This window comes from Sandaracinaceae bacterium, assembly GCA_016706685.1.
Lineage (GTDB): Bacteria > Myxococcota_A > Polyangia > Polyangiales > Houyiibacteriaceae > JADJJE01.
The window spans coordinates 135,722-152,031 of record JADJJE010000001.1 but is presented as its reverse complement, the minus strand read 5'-3'; the positions used below and the strand labels follow the sequence as shown (position 1 = coordinate 152,031).

General features: G+C 69.2%; 13 protein-coding genes. 8 read left to right on the top strand and 5 right to left on the bottom strand.

Features of this window, described 5'->3' with window-relative positions; all coding sequences use genetic code 11:
• Positions 1 to 35: 35 nt before the first annotated feature.
• Together IPI43_00650 and IPI43_00645 are read left to right on the top strand one after the other, a co-directional pair.
• Positions 36 to 2,564, top strand: coding sequence for an MMPL family transporter (locus tag IPI43_00650; GenBank protein MBK7772639.1), 2,529 nt, complete (start codon positions 36 to 38; stop codon positions 2,562 to 2,564).
• 74 nt (positions 2,565 to 2,638) lie between these two features.
• Positions 2,639 to 3,724 carry a DUF1517 domain-containing protein gene (locus tag IPI43_00645; protein MBK7772638.1) on the top strand — a complete coding sequence of 362 codons (1,086 nt, stop codon included), beginning with the start codon at positions 2,639 to 2,641 and terminating at the stop codon, positions 3,722 to 3,724.
• Positions 3,725 to 3,729: 5 nt separating this feature from the next.
• Here the strand turns inward: IPI43_00645 and IPI43_00640 are convergent, their stop codons facing one another.
• The gene (locus IPI43_00640; protein MBK7772637.1) at positions 3,730 to 5,214 is read right to left on the bottom strand and encodes a PLP-dependent aminotransferase family protein; all 1,485 of its coding nucleotides are present in this window, start codon (positions 5,212 to 5,214) and stop codon (positions 3,730 to 3,732) included.
• Positions 5,215 to 5,271: 57 nt separating this feature from the next.
• Between IPI43_00640 and mazG the strand changes: the two genes are divergently transcribed.
• Together mazG and IPI43_00630 are read left to right on the top strand one after the other, a co-directional pair.
• On the top strand, positions 5,272 to 6,087 hold the full coding sequence (mazG, locus tag IPI43_00635; protein MBK7772636.1) for a nucleoside triphosphate pyrophosphohydrolase: 816 nt from the start codon (positions 5,272 to 5,274) through the stop codon (positions 6,085 to 6,087).
• A 7-nt stretch (positions 6,088 to 6,094) separates the two neighbouring features.
• The gene (locus IPI43_00630; GenBank protein ID MBK7772635.1) at positions 6,095 to 7,144 is read left to right on the top strand and encodes a hypothetical protein; all 1,050 of its coding nucleotides are present in this window, start codon (positions 6,095 to 6,097) and stop codon (positions 7,142 to 7,144) included.
• A gap of 7 nt (positions 7,145 to 7,151) precedes the next feature.
• Here the strand turns inward: IPI43_00630 and genX are convergent, their stop codons facing one another.
• From genX to IPI43_00615, 3 genes are all read right to left on the bottom strand, one after another.
• On the bottom strand, positions 7,152 to 8,075 hold the full coding sequence (gene genX, locus IPI43_00625) for an EF-P lysine aminoacylase GenX (GenBank protein MBK7772634.1): 924 nt from the start codon (positions 8,073 to 8,075) through the stop codon (positions 7,152 to 7,154).
• Positions 8,076 to 8,413: 338 nt separating this feature from the next.
• Entirely contained in the window at positions 8,414 to 8,977 is a 564-nt protein-coding gene (gene efp, locus IPI43_00620) for an elongation factor P (GenBank protein ID MBK7772633.1), read from the bottom strand.
• A 5-nt stretch (positions 8,978 to 8,982) separates the two neighbouring features.
• Positions 8,983 to 9,402 carry a hypothetical protein gene (locus IPI43_00615; protein MBK7772632.1) on the bottom strand — a complete coding sequence of 140 codons (420 nt, stop codon included), beginning with the start codon at positions 9,400 to 9,402 and terminating at the stop codon, positions 8,983 to 8,985.
• 144 nt (positions 9,403 to 9,546) lie between these two features.
• Here IPI43_00615 and IPI43_00610 point away from each other — a divergent pair, with 144 nt between their 5' ends.
• From IPI43_00610 to IPI43_00600, 3 genes are all read left to right on the top strand, one after another.
• On the top strand, positions 9,547 to 10,428 hold the full coding sequence (locus IPI43_00610; GenBank protein MBK7772631.1) for a tetratricopeptide repeat protein: 882 nt from the start codon (positions 9,547 to 9,549) through the stop codon (positions 10,426 to 10,428).
• A gap of 767 nt (positions 10,429 to 11,195) precedes the next feature.
• Complete coding sequence (locus IPI43_00605; GenBank protein MBK7772630.1) at positions 11,196 to 12,938, top strand: acyl-CoA dehydrogenase family protein; 1,743 nt, start codon at positions 11,196 to 11,198, stop codon at positions 12,936 to 12,938.
• 7 nt (positions 12,939 to 12,945) lie between these two features.
• Complete coding sequence (locus IPI43_00600; GenBank protein ID MBK7772629.1) at positions 12,946 to 13,764, top strand: PaaX family transcriptional regulator; 819 nt, start codon at positions 12,946 to 12,948, stop codon at positions 13,762 to 13,764.
• A gap of 5 nt (positions 13,765 to 13,769) precedes the next feature.
• On the opposite strand, the gene IPI43_00595 is transcribed toward IPI43_00600, so the two are convergent.
• The gene (locus tag IPI43_00595; protein MBK7772628.1) at positions 13,770 to 15,083 is read right to left on the bottom strand and encodes a UDP-glucose/GDP-mannose dehydrogenase family protein; all 1,314 of its coding nucleotides are present in this window, start codon (positions 15,081 to 15,083) and stop codon (positions 13,770 to 13,772) included.
• A 301-nt stretch (positions 15,084 to 15,384) separates the two neighbouring features.
• On the opposite strand from IPI43_00595, the gene IPI43_00590 reads away from it, so the two are divergent.
• The gene (locus IPI43_00590) at positions 15,385 to 16,308 is read left to right on the top strand and encodes a patatin-like phospholipase family protein (GenBank protein ID MBK7772627.1); all 924 of its coding nucleotides are present in this window, start codon (positions 15,385 to 15,387) and stop codon (positions 16,306 to 16,308) included.
• Positions 16,309 to 16,310: the final 2 nt, after the last annotated feature.

The window sequence follows — 16,310 nt, the reverse complement described above, 5'->3', positions numbered from 1 at the left end:
GCCCTGGGGCGCTTCGTGTGGTAGGCACTCCCACGATGAAGCGCTTCGAATCGTTCCTCGCACGGCTGGCACAGTTCCAATACGAACGCGCCGGCCTGGTGCTCCTGATCGCGGTCGCCATCTCGGCGGGCTCGCTGGTGCTGGTGCGCAAGCTCACGCTCGACACGTCGTTCGTGGCGCTCCTGCCGCAGAACAAGCCGAGTGTGCGAGACCTCGAGACGCTCGGGGATCGCGTTGGCGGGCTCAGGACACTCACGGTGGCGGTGCAGAGCCCCTCGGGTGACCTCGAGGGCATGCAGAGGTTCATCCGCGCGGCAGCACCGCGGATGGCCGCGCTCGACGCGTACGGCATCCGCAGCGTGGACTACACCCTCGGAGCCTACGACGACTTCGTCTACGAGCATCGGCACCTCTACGCGCCACTCGACGATCTCGAAGAGATCCGCGACGCGCTGCAGGAGCGGGTCGACTACGAGAAGATGCGTCGCAACCCCTTCATGGTGATGTTGGACGACGAGGAGCCCGAGTCGCCGGAAGTCATCCTCTCCCGCATGCAGGGTCGCGCGCGGGAGAGCCAAGCACGGCTCGAGCGCTACCCGGGTGGTTTCTACATCACCCCCGAGCACGACCTCGGCGCGTTCTTCGTGCGCTGCGACTTCACCGGCGGCGACAACCAGGGGGCAGGCGCGCTCATCAGCGCGGTTCAAGCCGAGCTCGACGCCATCAACGTGAGCTCCTTCGGGCCGGACCTCACAGCCGAACTCGCGGGAAACGTCATCGTCAGTCGGGAAGAGCACGCCGCCATACTCCAGGAGGTCTCCGTCGCCGGTGGGCTCACGCTCGTGCTCTCCATGATCGCGATCCTCATCTTCTTTCGGCGCCCCCGGGTGGTCCCCATCCTCGGCTTGTCGCTCATCGTCCCGGTGCTCGTCACCTTTGCCTATGCGCAGGTCATGGTGGGTGCGCTCAACACGTCCACGGCGTTCCTCGGCAGCATCGTCTTCGGCAACGGCGTCAACCCCATGATCATGTGGCTGGCCCGCTACTTCGAGGAGCGTCGGGCGGGGCACGCCGTGCTCGAGGCCATGAAGCGCACCCACGTGGGTGCGTGGGCGGGCACGCTGGCGGCCGCTGCCACGGCTGCCACCGCCTACGCCTCCCTCATCGCCACGGACTTCCGTGGCTTCCATGACTTCGGCATCATCGGCAGCGCCGGGCAGTTGCTCGCGTGGGCCGCGATGCTCCTGTTGGTGCCTGCCGCCACGGCCATGTGGGAGCGCTTCCGGCCGTTGCCCGTGTCCACCCTCGCGGGTGAGACCAACGTGTTCGGCGCGTTCTTCTGGCGCGTCGTCAGCTTCCGGCCGGGGTTCATAGCCTTCGTGTCCCTCGTCCTCGGCGTCGCGTCGTTCGCGACGGTGGCCTATGCCGTGGCCCACGACCCGCTCGAGTACGACTTTCGCAAGCTGCGCTCCGACCGGACCGACTCCTCGCGGGCCGGGCAGATCAACAAGCGTGTGTCCGCTCTGATGCGCGGCACCACCGACCAGTCGTTCATCGCCATGGCCCTGCCGGACCGCGCCTTGGTGGCAGACATCCAAGCCCAGCTCGAGGCTGGCCGCACGACCGAACCACCCAACTATGGACGTGTCCGCAGCATCAATGACCTGCTGCCCACGCAGCAGGCCGAGAAGCTCCCCGTGGTGGCCGAGATCCGCGAGCTGCTGGTCGAGGCGCGAGCCTTCGCCACCGAGGAGCAGCAGGCGCGCATCGACGAGCACATGCCGCCAGAGGACCTGCGTGCGATAGGCGACGCCGACCTGCCGGACGAGATCGCGCTGCGCTTCACGGAGCGCGATGGAACGCGCGGTCGCTTGATCGCCATCGAGCGGGCGCGCGGCGTCAGCATCTGGGATGGTCGCTACCTCACCCGCTGGGCGCGCGACATCCGTGAAATCCGCCTGCCCGACGGAAGCCGCCCACCACTGGCGGGTGAGGCCACGGTTTTCGCCGACCTGGTGGACTCCATCGTCGAGGACGCGCCGCGCACCATCGCGCTCTCGTTCGCGCTCACCGTACTGCTGGTCTCGTTCTCGTTCCGGCGCTGGCGCGACCGGCTGGTGACGCTCGGCGGCCTGCTTCTGGGCATCAGCGTCATGGGCGCGTCCATGGCAGTGCTGGGCCTGAAGATCAATTTCCTCAACTTCATTGCCATTCCCATCGCCTTCGGCCTGGGGGTGGAGTACGCGGTCAACGTGGTGCGTCGCTACGTCCAGGAAGAGGCGGAAGGCAACCCCGAGGCCGTCCGAGCGGCGGTCGCGGAGACGGGTGGCGCGGTCATCCTGTGCTCCATCACCACCATCCTCGGCTACATCACACTTCACTCGTCGCGGAACCAGGCCATCCAGTCCTTTGGCGACGCCGGTGGCATCAGCGAGGTGGCCTGCATCTCGGCCGCCGTGCTGACCATCCCCGCAACGCTGCTGTGGCTGGAGCGCCGCGCGCAGAAGCGGAAGGCGGCCGCGCGCCCCGCAGCGGCCTCGCCGACCGAGCCGGATCCGTCCTGACGTCGTCAGGGGGGGCGACGGTCAACGGTGCAGGCAACTTCCCGCGATGCGCCACTTGTGGGAGCCTGTGCGCGATGTCCGACCGGCACACCCCCTGCGCATGTCGCGGCCCGCTGGGCGCTTGGCTCCCGCTGCTCTTCGCCCTGACGCTGGTGTTGCCCGCCAGCGGCGTGGATGCACAGAGCTCGGGAGGCAGCTTCGGCGGCGGCAGCTTCGAGGGCGGTGGTGGTGGCGGCGGTGGCGGTGGCTACACGCCTTCTCCGTCCTACCAACCCAGCGGCGGCGGCGACTACGGCGGCGGCTACCAGGGGGGGTACCAAGGCGGGGGCTACGACGGGAACTATCAGGGCGGCAGCGGTGACGGCTGCTCCTCGCTGTTCTGCTGCTTCTTCTTGTTCATGCTCATCGCGGTGGTGCTGCTCATCTCGCGCTTCAGGCACGGCGACCAAGTGCGCGGCACGCTCCCGGTCACGGGTGGCATCGACGTCTCCGGCCTCATGCTGGCCATCGACTGGCGCGCACGAAAGCACATCCAGGGTCAGCTCGAGCAGCTGGCCAAGACGGGCGACACCAGCACGCCGGACGGCCTGGCGCGCATGGCCCGTGAGACGGCGCTGGCGCTGCGCCGCGAAGAGCTCTCGTGGCTGTATGGCTCTGTTCTCAACGCGCTTCCGGCCGCGCCCCGGGACGCCGAGCGGGTGTTTCGAGCCGCGGCCGCCGACGCGCGTAGCAAGTTCCGCTACGAACTCATCCGCAACGCCGACGGCAGCACGCGGGTGACCGCCGGGCCCGAGCAGCGCGTGAGCCGCGAGGAAGGCGAGGGGGTGGTGGTGGTGACGCTGCTAATCGCCGCGCACCGCGAGCTCATCGACGTGGCCGACGTCACGAACGCCAACGAGGTGCGACACCTGCTGGATCAGGTCATCGCGCTGGACGGGAACAGCATCGCGGTGCTGGAGGTGATCTGGTCTCCAGCCGACGAGAACGACCGCATGAGCACCGCGGAGCTCGAGATGCTCTACCCCGGGCTGCGACGCATCAACGAGCAGACGGTGGCCGGCCGGGTGTTCTGTGCCTATTGCGCGGCACCCTTCGCGAAGGAGCTGCAGACCTGTCCGCACTGCGGTGCGCCGGCCGGCGACGCCAAGCCGCGCGGCTGATCCCGCTATCTGGGGCGCGCTGCCGCGAGCAACGCCACGGCCCGCCCCAGCTCCTGCGGGTCATGGGCGCCGTAGCCCAAGCGCAAGAAAGGGCGGGCGCGGCGGTCGAACGTGAAGAGCTTGGCGGGCTGCACCAGCACCTTCTTGGCCGCCGCCGCAGCCGCCCACTCGTCCACGTCCGTGCCGGTGACGCGCGCCCACAGGGCCATCCCCCCGCGGGGCATGCGGAAGTGGAGCGTGTCGCCGAACGCCTCGGTCAGCAGCCGCACCATCACGTCGCGGCGCTCCTCGTAGACGCCCCGCATGCGCAGGATGTGGCGCGTGATCTCGCCGTCCTCCAGCAGCTCGGCCACGGCCTCCTCGAGCGCCAGGTCGCCTTGGCGGTCGAGCACGCTGCGGCGCGCCACGATGGCCTCGCGCAGCGGGGAGGGCGCCACCACCCAGCCCACGCGCAGCCCCGGCGCCAGCACCTTCGAGAACGTGCCGATGTACACCACGCTCTCGGGGGCCCGCGCGGCGAGCGGGAGGATGGGGCGGCCTTCGTAGTGGAACTCGTGGTCGAAGTCGTCTTCGATCACGGCGAAGCGCTGCTTGCGGGCCAGCGCCAAGAGCGCCAGGCGGCGCGGCGCGGGGAGCACGGTGGTGGTGGGGTACTGGTGGTGCGGCGTCAGGTACACGGCGCGCAGCGGCAGCCTCTCGGCCAGCGCCTCGAGACGCTCCACGACCAGTCCGTCGTTGTCCACCGGCACGGACACCACGCGCGCGCCCGCGGCGCGCAGGGCCTCCCACGCCGGTCGATAGCCGAGCCCCTCCACGGCCACGATGTCCCCCGGCCGCAGCAGCGAGCGGGCGATCAGGTCGAGCGCCATCTGGCTCCCGCGCGTGACCACCACGTCGTCTTCGGTCAGCGCCAGGCCGCGGGTCCGCGCCAGCATGGCGGCGAGGCCCACGCGCAGCGCGCGCGAGCCGGCTGGGTCGCCGTAGCCCAACACGGCAGGGCGCCGCAGCGCGCGCCGGTATGCCCGTGCGAGCGCCGTGGTGGGCACCTGTCGCAGGTCCGGGATGCCACCCAGCAGCGTGTAGTGGCCCACGGGGGTGGCCATCACGCGGAACGTCGGCGCGCGCGGTACCGGGAACGCCGCCGCGCCACGCGTGTGCGAAGTGGGCTCGAGGGGAAGGTCCGGGAGCGACTCCGAGATGCGTGTCCCACGCGCCGCCTCGGTGCTCAGGAATCCCTGCTTTTCGAGCTCTCGAAACGCCGCCAGGATGGTGTTGCGGTGGACGCCGAGGGCCAGCGCCAGGCTGCGGCTGCCGGGCAGCGCGTCACCCGGGCGCAGCACCCCGCGCCGCACGTCGGCCGTCACGGCCTCGGCGATCTGCACGTAGAGCGGCTGCGCATCGGGAGCGGGGTCCAGCTCGATGGCATGTCCCCAACGTGCCTCGGCGCGGCCCACGCGGGGGTGCGCCACCTGGTCTGTCTGCCTGCTCATTTTGGTTGCCATTGAGGGTACCAGCGGCAACCGGCACGTGCTGGGCTAGAGTCCGCCATGGTCGATTCACCTGCCCCCCGCGGCGAGAACCTCCCCGAGCTCGTGGCCATCATGCAGCGCCTGCTGTCCCCCGAGGGGTGCCCCTGGGACCGCGAGCAGACGCTCGAGTCGCTGCGCCCGTACGTGATCGAGGAGGCCTACGAGGTGGTGGAGGCCATCGACCACGGTGACCCACGCGCCCTGTGCGAGGAGCTGGGCGACCTCTTGCTGCAGGTCGTGTTCCAGGCCGAGATCGCGCGAGCCAAGGGCTGGTTCGGGCCGGGCGACGTGGTCACCGCCATCTCCGACAAGATGGTGCGCCGTCACCCGTGGGTCTTCGGCGCCGAGCAGATGGACACCGCCGAGGGCACCGTGGGGCGCTGGGAGGCCATCAAGGCGCAGGAGAAGCTGGCGGCGGGGAAGGGTGAGGCGCGCCCCAAGGGGGCCCTCGACGGTGTGCCGCGAGCCATGCCAGCGCTCTTGCGCGCAGTACGCGTGGGCGAGAAAGCGTCGGCCGTGGGGTACGACTGGCCCGACGCGGCCGGGGCCCGCGCGAAGGTCGACGAGGAGCTGCGCGAGCTGGACGCCGCAGCCGAGAGCGGAGACCGCGCGGCCATGGAGCGCGAGCTGGGCGACGTGCTCTTCGCGCTGGCCAGCTTCGCGCGCAAGGAGTCACTGGACCCCGAGGCCGCCCTGCGCGGCACGCTCGACCGCTTCAGCGCGCGCTTCTCGTTTGCGGAGGAGCAGGCTCGCGAAGAGGGGCGTGGGCTGCGCGAGCGCGACCCGGCCGAGCTGGACGCGCTGTGGCAGCGCGCGAAGCAGCAGGTAGGATAGGCGTGTGATGTCACGCGTCGCTGGGCTCTTGATCGCTGCGCTGCTGGCCTCGGGCTGCGGGCGCTCGAGCGTGAGCGCAGTGGTGTCGTATCCCGCGGCCATGCCGCTGCGCGTCTACCCGGTGGTGCTGGTGGCGTTCGGACCCGAGCCGGCTGGCGCCGACGTGGCCGCGCGTGTGGAGATGCACTTGCGGAGCCCCGTGGGCAGCTCGCCCGCTGTGGATGCTCGCCGCATGCCGCGGGAGAACGTGGACCAGCTGATCGCGGCGGGGACACTCGAGCCCGGCACCGCCGTCGTGGACCTGTCGTCCCTGTCGTCGGTGCGGGTGCAGACCGTGCCGCGCACCATCAACTACCAAGACTGCTCGTTCGGGCGCTGCGTGTCGCGCATGCGCACCGACTACGTGGACGAAGCGGTGGTCTCGCTGACGGTCACCATGGCGGTGCGGGACATCCGCAGCGGGCGCGTCATTCACAGCGTGCAGGAGGCGGCCGAGCTGACCGGCGGTGGTCGTCGCCTCAGCGCCGCGCTGATCGACCGCGTCATGGACACGCTCCTGCCGTACCTGGATCAGCGCACCGAGCGCGTGCGCGTGCGGCTGTTGAGCGTGCCCGACCCGCGTGTGGAGCAGGCCATCGTGCACCTGCGCGCGGGGGAGTGGCGTGCGGGCCGCGTGCTCTTGGAGGAGGCCGTGCGCAGCCCCGAGCTGCACGCCATGGACGCCGAGACCCGCGCGCGGGCGCTCTATGACCTCAGCGTGGCGCGGCGCTTCGACCCCACCACCATGGAGGACATCACGCGCCACTATGCGGCGGCGCGCGCGCCGCTGGACGCCGCCATCGAGCTGGACCCGCAGCGCGTGGCCTACCGTGACGCGCGCGGCGCGCTCGACGCCGACGAAGAGCGCGCTCAGGCCCTCGCCGCTCAGCACGCTGTGGCGCGCGCCAACGCAGCGGCCACGCTGCCGGCTCCAGCTGCGGTCCCTGCGGACCCGGGGGCAGCCCTGCCTCCCCCCGACGCTTCTGGCTCGGTTCCTCCGCCTCCCACGTACCGCTGAGCCGCCGTCAGAGGCGGTCGTGCGGGATGGCGCACACGTCGTCGATGTGCGTCTCGCCCAGCAGCAACATCAACAGCCGGTCGAGCCCGAGCGCGTTGCCACCGGACGGAGGCAGCCCCTCACGCAGCGCGTCCAGGAAGCGCTCGTCCAGCGGGTAGACCGGCAACCCCAGCTCTCGTCGGGTGTCCTGGTCGCGCCGGAGCCGCCGCTCTTGCTCGCTCGCGTCAATCAGCTCGCCGAACCCGTTGCACAGCTCCACGCCATCCACGATGACCTCGAAGCGTTCGGCGTGCGCCGGGTCGTCGTCGAACAGCCGCGCCAAGGACGCCATGCTGGCCGGCCAGTGCGTCAAGAACACCGGCTTGTCGCGCCCGAGGTGGGGCTCCACCTGCTCGGCATACACCTGGAAGAAGCGCGCCTCGTCGGTCAGCAGCGTGTGCGCGTCCACGCCCGCATAGCGCTGGAACGCCTCGGCGATGCGCAGGCGCGGCCACGGCGGGGTCAGGTCGATGGGGCCCGTTCGCCCGGCCACGACCAGCGGCTCGCTCTCGTCTCGGCGCAGCGCGCGTGCCACGTGGGCCACCAACTGCTCCGTGTCGGCCATCACGTCTTCGGCGCCTGCGCACCCGCGGTACCACTCCAGCATGCTGAACTCGGGCTGGTGCAGCGCGCCCGCTTCGTCGCGCCGGAAGCAGCGGCACGTCTGGTAGATGCGCGGCAGGCCCCCCGCCAGCAGCCGCTTCATCTGGTACTCGGGGCTGGTGATGAGCCAGCGCGGCACGCGCGCACCGTCCACGCCGAACGCGGAGAGGTGCGTGTCGAGACCGGGGCTCGGTACCGCCACCGGGGTCTCCACCTCCACGAAGTCCTGCCCTTGGAAGTAGCCGCGCACGGCCCGCATCAACAGCGCGCGCGCCTGCACGTTGCGCATGCGCCGGCCGCCTTGGTCCGTGAGCCAGCGCCAGTCACCCGCTGTTGCGGGGAACGGCCGAGTGGGCGCGTTGAGCGTGGTCACCAGCGCGTCCCGCACGCGGCTGCCGTCCCAGATCCCCTCGAGCTCCACCCACGCACCCAGTGGCGGGGTCGCGCGCTCCGACGTGTCCACCCACACCGTCGCGCTCGCGTCCTGCAGCAAGAGCGCGTCGTCCAAGACGGAAGCGACGCGCCCCGTGAACGTCACCGTGGTCATCGCCGGCAAGCGGCGTATGGACTCGATGGCATCCCGGGGCGGTGCGAGGGGGCTCACGGTCGGCTCGCTGGCCGCTCGTGTCAGGACTTCACGCGCTCGACGTACTCGCCGGTGCGCGTGTCGATCTTCAGCACGTCGCCTTCGACGACGAAGAGCGGCACAGCCACAATCAGCCCCGTCTCGCACGTGGCCGGCTTCGTGGTGTTGCTGCTGGTGTCGCCCTTGAAGCCGGGCTCGGTCTCCGTGACCTTGAGGTTCACGAAGGTGGGCGGCGTCACCCCGATGGGCTTGCCGTTGAAGAACATGACGTCGACGTTGGTGCCGTCCAGCAGGTAGCCCGCGGACTCACCGAGCTGCTCGTTCGAGAGATGGATCTGCTCGTACGACTCGGTGTCCATGAACACGCGATCATCGTTCTCGGGGTAGAGGTACTGGTAGGTGCGCTCTTCCGTGTCGGCCTTGTCGATCTTCTCGCCGGACTTGTAGGTGTGGTCCACCACGCGCCCGGTGATCATGTTCTTCAGGCGCGTTCGGAAGAACGCCTGACCCTTGCCCGGCTTGACGAACTGACAGTCCGCCACGAGCCACGGCTGGTCGTCTTTGATGAGCTTGAAGCCCTTCTTGAGTTCGCTTGTGTCACCCAATGAAACTACTCCTGCACGAGCTGATCGGCGACGATGTACTCACTGGGAGACGCTACGTCCCGAGTCTCTTCGGCCGTCACGCGGACGCGGAACTGCGAGTACGGAGTGGTCGCCAGCATGGAGCCATTCCGTTCCTCTTCGTTGAAATTGAGCGAGCCCGCCAGCGTGGGGGCAACGCCATCACGGATGAACCACACCACGTAGGTGGTCAGACCCTCGGCGAGGCGCGCGGGGGGGGGCAGGTGGTTGACCTGCACTTGCACCAGGTAGTTGCCGCCCTCGGACTCTTCCACTTCGACGCGGCCATCGGTGCCAATCGAGCGGGGGGTGCCGACGAGGGCGTAGACCGTGGGGCCGCCACATGCCGCGAGCAGCAAGGTGGCCAGGAGGGTGAGGACGCTGAGGGTACGGGAAAGCTTACGCATGGAACCTCCGGGGCGGCGCTTTACGCGCCGGGTCATGGGTCGTCAAGGGATGCGGCGCAGTATGTCATAGGTTTGCGGCCGCGTGCTCGACTTCTGCCCGACGTGGGGCTTGCCTGCCCGGCGCAACGGGGCTACTCCCGGGCTGTGCGCGAGACCGACGAGGAGATCCGTGAGATCAAGAAAGAGATCATCGAGTCTCGTGGTCTCACCATCAAGACGAACAACCTCGTCAATTCGCTGGGCGCGGACATCAAGTCCATCGCCAAGCGGCAGGCCGGGTACGAGCGTCGCTTCAACTGGAACGGGGCCGTGGCCTACGCGCTGTTCGCGGCCCTCTCGTTCGGCGGCCTCAAGCTGGCGTCCGACGCCACCATCGCCGCCATCGAGTCCGAGAAGCTCGCGCTCGAGTCGCGCAACACGGACCTGCGCCGCGCGCTCTTGGAGGAGCGTCAGCGAGCCGACGACCGCAGCGCCGCCGAGGCCCGCGCGGCCCGCTTCTACGACCTGATCCGGCAGGAGAAGCGCCGCGAGGTGGTCACGCGCTACGACACCATCGCCGAGGACACGCACATCTCGCGGGCCGAGGCGCAGTTCTTCCGCGACTTCTACGAGCGCTTCCGCCTGGATCTCAGCATCGAGGCCTATCAGGTGGGCCTCGACCTGGTGCGGACCGGCCGCTACGCCGAGGCCGCCGACAAGCTGGAGGAGGCCATCCGCCTGAAGGAGGACGCCCCCCACGTGCCGGCCATGAAGTACGAGCTGGCGCGCGCCCTGCGCCGCCTCGGGCGGCAGGCCGAGGCCATCATCCACGCCCGCACGGTGGCGGAGCAGACCACCTCGCCGGAGCTCCAGGACGACGCCGTGTTCCTGGCCGCGCTGTGCGCCGAAGAGCTGGGTGACCTCGACAACGCCATCGAGGGCTACCTCACGCTGATCCGCCGCTGGCCCCGCTCCAGCCTGGCCCACGAGGCCCGCCCGATGCTGCGCGAGGCCCGCCAGAACGTGGTCCGCGGCCGCGGGAACTGAGGCCGGGCGCTTCGGCAGCGGGGGGGGCTGCGGTGGCGCGCTTTCCACGTGGGCGTTGTCGGCGACGGCGACGGCGACGGCGACGGCGACGAAAGTACCTCTGATCGTGCGTTAGCGCGCGCTCGCACTGCGGAAGGGCGTCGCCGTCGCCGTCGCCGTCAACGATCACGACTAACGACTCATCACAAGTTCGGCCCATGGTCACCGGAGCCGGCCCAAGGACCCTGGCCGACTCCTGGGCGGAAGCGGCTGTATCAGGCACCCTGGGCGCCCCGGCTGAAAGCCGGGGCGGGGACCTTCGCCTGGCTTCGGGGACAAGTCCTCCCTCCAGGGAGGACTCAGCCTCGGAAGCGGGTAAAGTGTTGAGCCTCGAGATCATTCTGGGCGAGATCCGAGCTGCTTACTCATCGATTAGTCGTTCCAAGGCGGGTGGGTTGGCAAGTCACGACCAACCATGAGGCCTTCGAGGCCTCGACAGGCCCCAAACCCTCCACAGCCAGCCACCTCGGCTCCTCTAGTCCACCCAAGCTGGCCCCCCTCGGAGGGAGGACTTGCCCCGGAGGCCCAGGCCCGCTGCCCGGCTTTCGCGGGCTGGAACTAAGGCCCAGAACGGAACCTGCAGAATCCACTCGGCCTCGGACTGCCCCGACGAACTTGTGATGAGTCGATAGACGATCACGACAACGACAACGATCGAGGCCCGGCCTGGTCGCACACGAAACGTTACGCTGTTGCCGCACTGAAGCGCTTTGTGTAATGTTGGCCTCATGGCCACCACCCAGCCCCCCAGTCCGCCCCACGACCTCGGCGAAACGCACGCCGTCACCAACGTCGCGAGCGACCTGGTGGACTACAACCTCTTCACGGCGGACCAGCCGCTCATGGAGGCCACCGCCCGCGAAGGCGGTGCATGGGGCGCTGCCAGCATCGAGGCGTTCGGCGAGCTGACGGGGCGGGCCTCGTACCTGGAGCTTGGCCACCTGGCCAACAAGTACACCCCCGAGCTGGACACCCACGACCGCTTCGGTCGGCGCGTGGACGTGGTGCGCTACCACGACGCGTATCACCGCCTCATGGAGACGTCGCTGCGCGAAGGCCTGCACGCCACGCCGTGGACGGATCCGCGGCCAGGGGCCCACGTGGTGCGCGCGGCGAAGTCGGCCATGCAGGGGCAGGTGGAGGCTGGGCACGGCTGCCCAGTGACCATGACGTTCGCGTCCATCCCCAGCATTCGCCAGCAGCCCGAGCTGGCCGCCGTGTGGGAGCCCAAGATCCTCTCGCGTGAGTACGACCCACGCAACGTGCCGGCCAGCGAGAAGCGCGCGGTCACCGTGGGCATGGGCATGACCGAGAAGCAGGGCGGCTCGGACGTGCGCTCCAACAGCACGCAGGCCACCCCCGTGAGCGCCGCAGGGCCGGGCGAGCTCTACTCGCTGGTGGGGCACAAGTGGTTCCTCTCGGCGCCCATGTGCGACGTGTTCCTGATCCTGGCCCAGACCGCAGCGGGGCCGTCGTGCTTCCTGGTGCCGCGCTTCTTGCCGGACGGGAGCAAGAACGCGCTCAACGTCATCCGGCTGAAGGACAAGATGGCCAACCGCTCCAACGCGTCGAGCGAGGTGGAGCTGCGCGGCGCCCAGGGCTGGCTCATCGGCAACGAAGGGCGCGGCGTGCCCACCATCATCGAGATGGTGGGGCTCACGCGCTTCGACTGCATGGTCGGCTCGGCCGCGCTCATGCGGGTGGGCCTGGCGAACGCCATCCACCACTGCAACCAGCGGGCGGCCTTTGGGGCGCGGCTGCGCGATCAGCCGCTCATGCAGAACGTGCTCGCCGATTTGGCGCTCGAGTACGAGGGGGCCATCGCCTTCGGCATGCGCATGGCGCGGGCGCTGGACGCACGTGACAGCGACGCCCACGAGGGGCACCTACAGCGCCTTGCCATCGCGGTGGGCAAGTACTGGATCTGCAAGCGCACCCCGCAGCACACCTACGAGGTCATGGAGTGCATCGGCGGCAGCGGCGTCATGGAGAACTCCATCTACCCGCGGCTCTACCGTGAGTCCGTGATCAACCCCATCTGGGAGGGCAGCGGCAACGTGCAGTGCCTGGACGTGCTGCGCGCCATCGGCAAGAACCCCGAGGTGGTGCGCGCCTTCCTGCACGAGGTGGACCTGGCGTCCGGTGGCAACTCACATCTCGACGCCTACGTGTGCGCGCTGAAGGGCCACTTTGGGGGGCTCGACTTCCGCGACGTGGCCGACATCCAGTTCCAGTCACGGCACCTGGTGGACCAGCTGGCGCTCGCGTTCCAGGCGTCGCTGCTGGTGCGGCACGCGCCCGTGGCTGTCAGCGAGGCGTTCTGCGCGTCGCGGCTCGCGGGCCAGGGCCACCACAACTACGGCGCGCTGCCCAAGGGCACCGACGTGCGGGCCATCCTCGAGCGCGCGGACCCGGCCGTGACGCACCGAGCGTCGCAAGACGGCGCGGCAGCGTCGCTGCCCATGCACTGAGCGACGGATGAAGCCCAAGGGCCCCAATGCCAGGAAGCTGATCCTCGGGCTCCTGCTGGCCACCGATGGCGCACCGCTGAACGTGCGCGACGCCATCACGGCCTGCGCGCTGTTCGACATCACGGAGAACAACGTGCGGGTCACACTGGTTCGGCTGTCCGCCGACGGCCTCATTCGGGCGAGCGGTCGCGGGGCCTATGTGATCGGCCCCAACGCGGAGGGGCTGAACCTCGCGGTCTCGGAGTGGCGTACGGCCGAGCGACGCGTCTCGACGTGGGCGGGCCGCTACGTGCTGGTGCACACGGGCAACCTCTCGCGTCGCGACCGCACAGCCGTGGAGGGCCGCGAGCGTGCTCTGCATCTCCTCGGGCTACGAGAGCTCGAGCGCGGGCTCTTCGTGCGACCGGACAACCTGCGCGGGGGCGTGCCCGACCTGCGGCAGCGCCTGATGACGGTGGGGCTCGACTCCGAAGCCGCAGTCTTTGGCGCGGACGCATTCGACGACGAGCGCCAGGCCCAGATAGCGTGGCTGTGGGACGGGGCGGCGCTGAGCCGCGCGTACGTGGAGCAGCGCACGCAGCTGGAAGCGTGGCTGGCTCGGAGCTCGGAACTCGAGCACGACGTAGCCGCCCGGGAAGCCTACCTCCTGGGCGGCGCGGCGATCCGTCAAGTGGTGTTCGATCCCTGGCTTCCGCGCGAGTGGGTGGACTGCGAGGCGCGCGCCCGCTTCGTGGACGCTGTACGGCGCTTCGACGCCGCCGGAAAGGCGATTTGGCGTGGCCTCGCCGGCGGCCGCGCCCTCATGCCGCTTCCAGGCCCCGGCTGAACGAGTCACCGCGTCGCTCGAACGCCAATCCCGTCGTACTCGAAGCCTTGCTCCTCGAGTTGGTAGCTGGACCAGACGTTGCGCCCATCGATGAGAAAGGCCTGGCGCATGCGTCGCTTCATCTGTGCGAAGTCTGGATTCTGGTAGATGCGCCACTCCGTGTGCAGCACCAGCGCGTCGGCCCCGTCGAGGGCGTCGTACGGGTCGCTCACCAAGTCGAGCGTGACGTCGTGGTGCCTGCGGAACTCTTGCATCGCCTTGGGGTCGTGCGCCACGACGGACGCGCCCTCACTGAGGAGCACGTCGATGGTAGTCAGCGCCGGCGCCTCACGGATGTCGTCTGTGTCCGGCTTGAACGCGATGCCCCAAACCGCAATGCGCTTGCCACGGAGTGTTCCGCCGAAGCGCGACTTGAGCTTCGCCACGATCACGGACTTCTGCCGCTCATTCACGCGATGCGTGGCCTCTGAGAGCTCCATGGGGACGCCGAAGTCGCGCCCTGCTGTGGCGAGCGCCAGCACGTCCTTCGGGAAACAAGACCCGCCGTAGCCCGCACCAGCGTGTAGGAACTTGTCTCCGATGCGGCTGTCAGCCCCGACCGCGTGACGCACGTCGTGGATGTTCGCGCCCGCCTTCTCAGCCAGCAGTGCCACTTCGTTCATGAAGGAGATGCGCATGGCCAGCATGGTGTTGGACACGTACTTCGTGAGCTCGGCGCTTGCGGGTGACATCCACATCAAGCGGCTGCCGGAGAGGCAGTAAGGGTGATAGAGGCGCTCCATCAAGGGGCGGACGCGCTCGTCGTTCCCCCCATAACCGCAGACGATTCTCTCGGGGTGTAAGAAGTCCTTGATCGCAGCGCCTTCCTTGAGGAACTCGGGGTTGCTGACCACGTGAACGGGGAACGCGGCGCTCGCCACGATCTTCTGCACCCGCTCATTCGTCCCGACGGGCACCGTACTCTTGAGCACCAACACGGTCGGGTGCGTTACGCGCTCAGCCACCGACGCGGCGACGGCGTCCACCGCGCGCAAGTCCGCGCCGCCATCGCGACGCCCGGGCGTGCCCACGGTCAGGAACACGAGGTCGGCCTCGCCGACCGCGCTGCCGATGTCGGTGCTGAATCGAAGTCGGCCCGCCGCGATGTTTTGCGCGATCAGGCTACCCAGGCCGGGCTCGTAGATGGGGACCTCGCCACGCAGCAGCGCGTCCACCTTTTCCTGGTCCTTGTCGACGGACAGGACTGTATTCCCGGCCTCAGCGAGGCAGGCCCCGGTGACCAACCCCACGTAACCCGATCCAACGACGCAGACCTTCATGGCTCCCCGTTCGTCAGGCGCCGATTGCAGCCGCCCCCGACGGTGGCCTTTGGGGAGAGAGGGACACGTTCCAGCGCTGCTCGCGGGAAGTCGACGGTCGAGCGAACGGGACACTCGTGGCAAGCTGTTGAGTACATACGGCACGACCATCGCACCGTGACGTCGCAGTCCGGCCACCGTCGCGTGACACCGTGGTGTCGCGAGTCCCCTCACGCGCCCCGGCGAGCGAGAACGAGCTGAACCAGCGTCTCTCCCGCACCCTGCACTTGACCCGCCGCTCCGGGCGCGAAACCATCCCCTCATGGGTAAACCGCGCATCGCTTTCGTTGGATCTGGAGGCGCCACCAAGGGAGTGGCTCACTTGGGCGTCCTCAAGGCGATGGAAGAGCTGGCGCTCGAGCCCGACATCTACGTGGGTGCGTCCGCGGGGGCTATCGCCTCGGCGTTCTTCTCTCAAGGCTTCACGGCGTCCCAGCTGGCCGACTGGGTGCGCCCTTTCTACAAGGGCACTGGTGCCGAGACCAACCCCATGCGCGGGCGCTACTTCCTGGGCGCGCCCAACCTCGAGCAGCTCAGCCAGCCGGGCTATCTGACCAGCGGCCTGCTCTCCATCGACCGCTTCGAGCGCTTCCTGGCCGAGAAGCTGCCGCAGAACGACTTCCGCGCGCTGAACAAGGACGTGTTCGTCACGGCGTCGGACATCGACGGCCGCGGCCGCGTGGTGTTCGGGCGCGGCTACCGCGACGACGTGCCCATCAGCCAGGCCGTGGCTGCGTCGTCGTGCGTGCCGCTCCTCTTCCGGCCCTACCGCATCGGCGACCGCTACTACATGGATGGCGAGCTGGTGCGTACGCTCAGCATCGACCTCGCCGTGGAAGCCGGCGCCGACGTGGTCATCATCTCCAACGTCTACCGCCCGCACGTCATCCGGCCGGGGCAGCGCTCGCTGGTTCACTCTGGCGGCCTCGCCATCGGGCGCCAGGCGGTCAACATCGTCATCAGCGAGAAAGAGAAGCGCGGCATCGATCTGATCAACCGCCTGTATCCGCACGTCACCGTGCTGAACGTGTCGGCCGACCTCGGGCGCTTCTCGTTCACCTCGCGGGCCAACGCCAAGGTGTTGATGACGCGCGGCTACCGCGAGGCGCTGCGCGTGCTGGCCGCTGCCAAGCGCCGCGGCATGTTCGACGTAGCGAGCAACGTGCACACCATCGGCGAAGCCTGAGC

What these genes read in the sequence shown, in the direction of transcription:
- IPI43_00650 (MBK7772639.1), top strand. Translation starts at nt 36, where the DNA reads ATGAAGCGCTTCGAATCGTTCCTCGCACGGCTGGCACAGTTCCAATAC.
- IPI43_00645 (MBK7772638.1), top strand. Translation starts at nt 2,639, where the DNA reads ATGTCCGACCGGCACACCCCCTGCGCATGTCGCGGCCCGCTGGGCGCT.
- IPI43_00640 (MBK7772637.1), bottom strand. Translation starts at nt 5,214, where the DNA reads ATGAGCAGGCAGACAGACCAGGTGGCGCACCCCCGCGTGGGCCGCGCC.
- mazG (MBK7772636.1), top strand. Translation starts at nt 5,272, where the DNA reads ATGGTCGATTCACCTGCCCCCCGCGGCGAGAACCTCCCCGAGCTCGTG.
- IPI43_00630 (MBK7772635.1), top strand. Translation starts at nt 6,095, where the DNA reads ATGTCACGCGTCGCTGGGCTCTTGATCGCTGCGCTGCTGGCCTCGGGC.
- genX (MBK7772634.1), bottom strand. Translation starts at nt 8,075, where the DNA reads ATGCGCAACGTGCAGGCGCGCGCGCTGTTGATGCGGGCCGTGCGCGGC.
- IPI43_00615 (MBK7772632.1), bottom strand. Translation starts at nt 9,402, where the DNA reads ATGCGTAAGCTTTCCCGTACCCTCAGCGTCCTCACCCTCCTGGCCACC.
- IPI43_00605 (MBK7772630.1), top strand. Translation starts at nt 11,196, where the DNA reads ATGGCCACCACCCAGCCCCCCAGTCCGCCCCACGACCTCGGCGAAACG.
- IPI43_00600 (MBK7772629.1), top strand. Translation starts at nt 12,946, where the DNA reads ATGAAGCCCAAGGGCCCCAATGCCAGGAAGCTGATCCTCGGGCTCCTG.
- IPI43_00595 (MBK7772628.1), bottom strand. Translation starts at nt 15,083, where the DNA reads ATGAAGGTCTGCGTCGTTGGATCGGGTTACGTGGGGTTGGTCACCGGG.
- IPI43_00590 (MBK7772627.1), top strand. Translation starts at nt 15,385, where the DNA reads ATGGGTAAACCGCGCATCGCTTTCGTTGGATCTGGAGGCGCCACCAAG.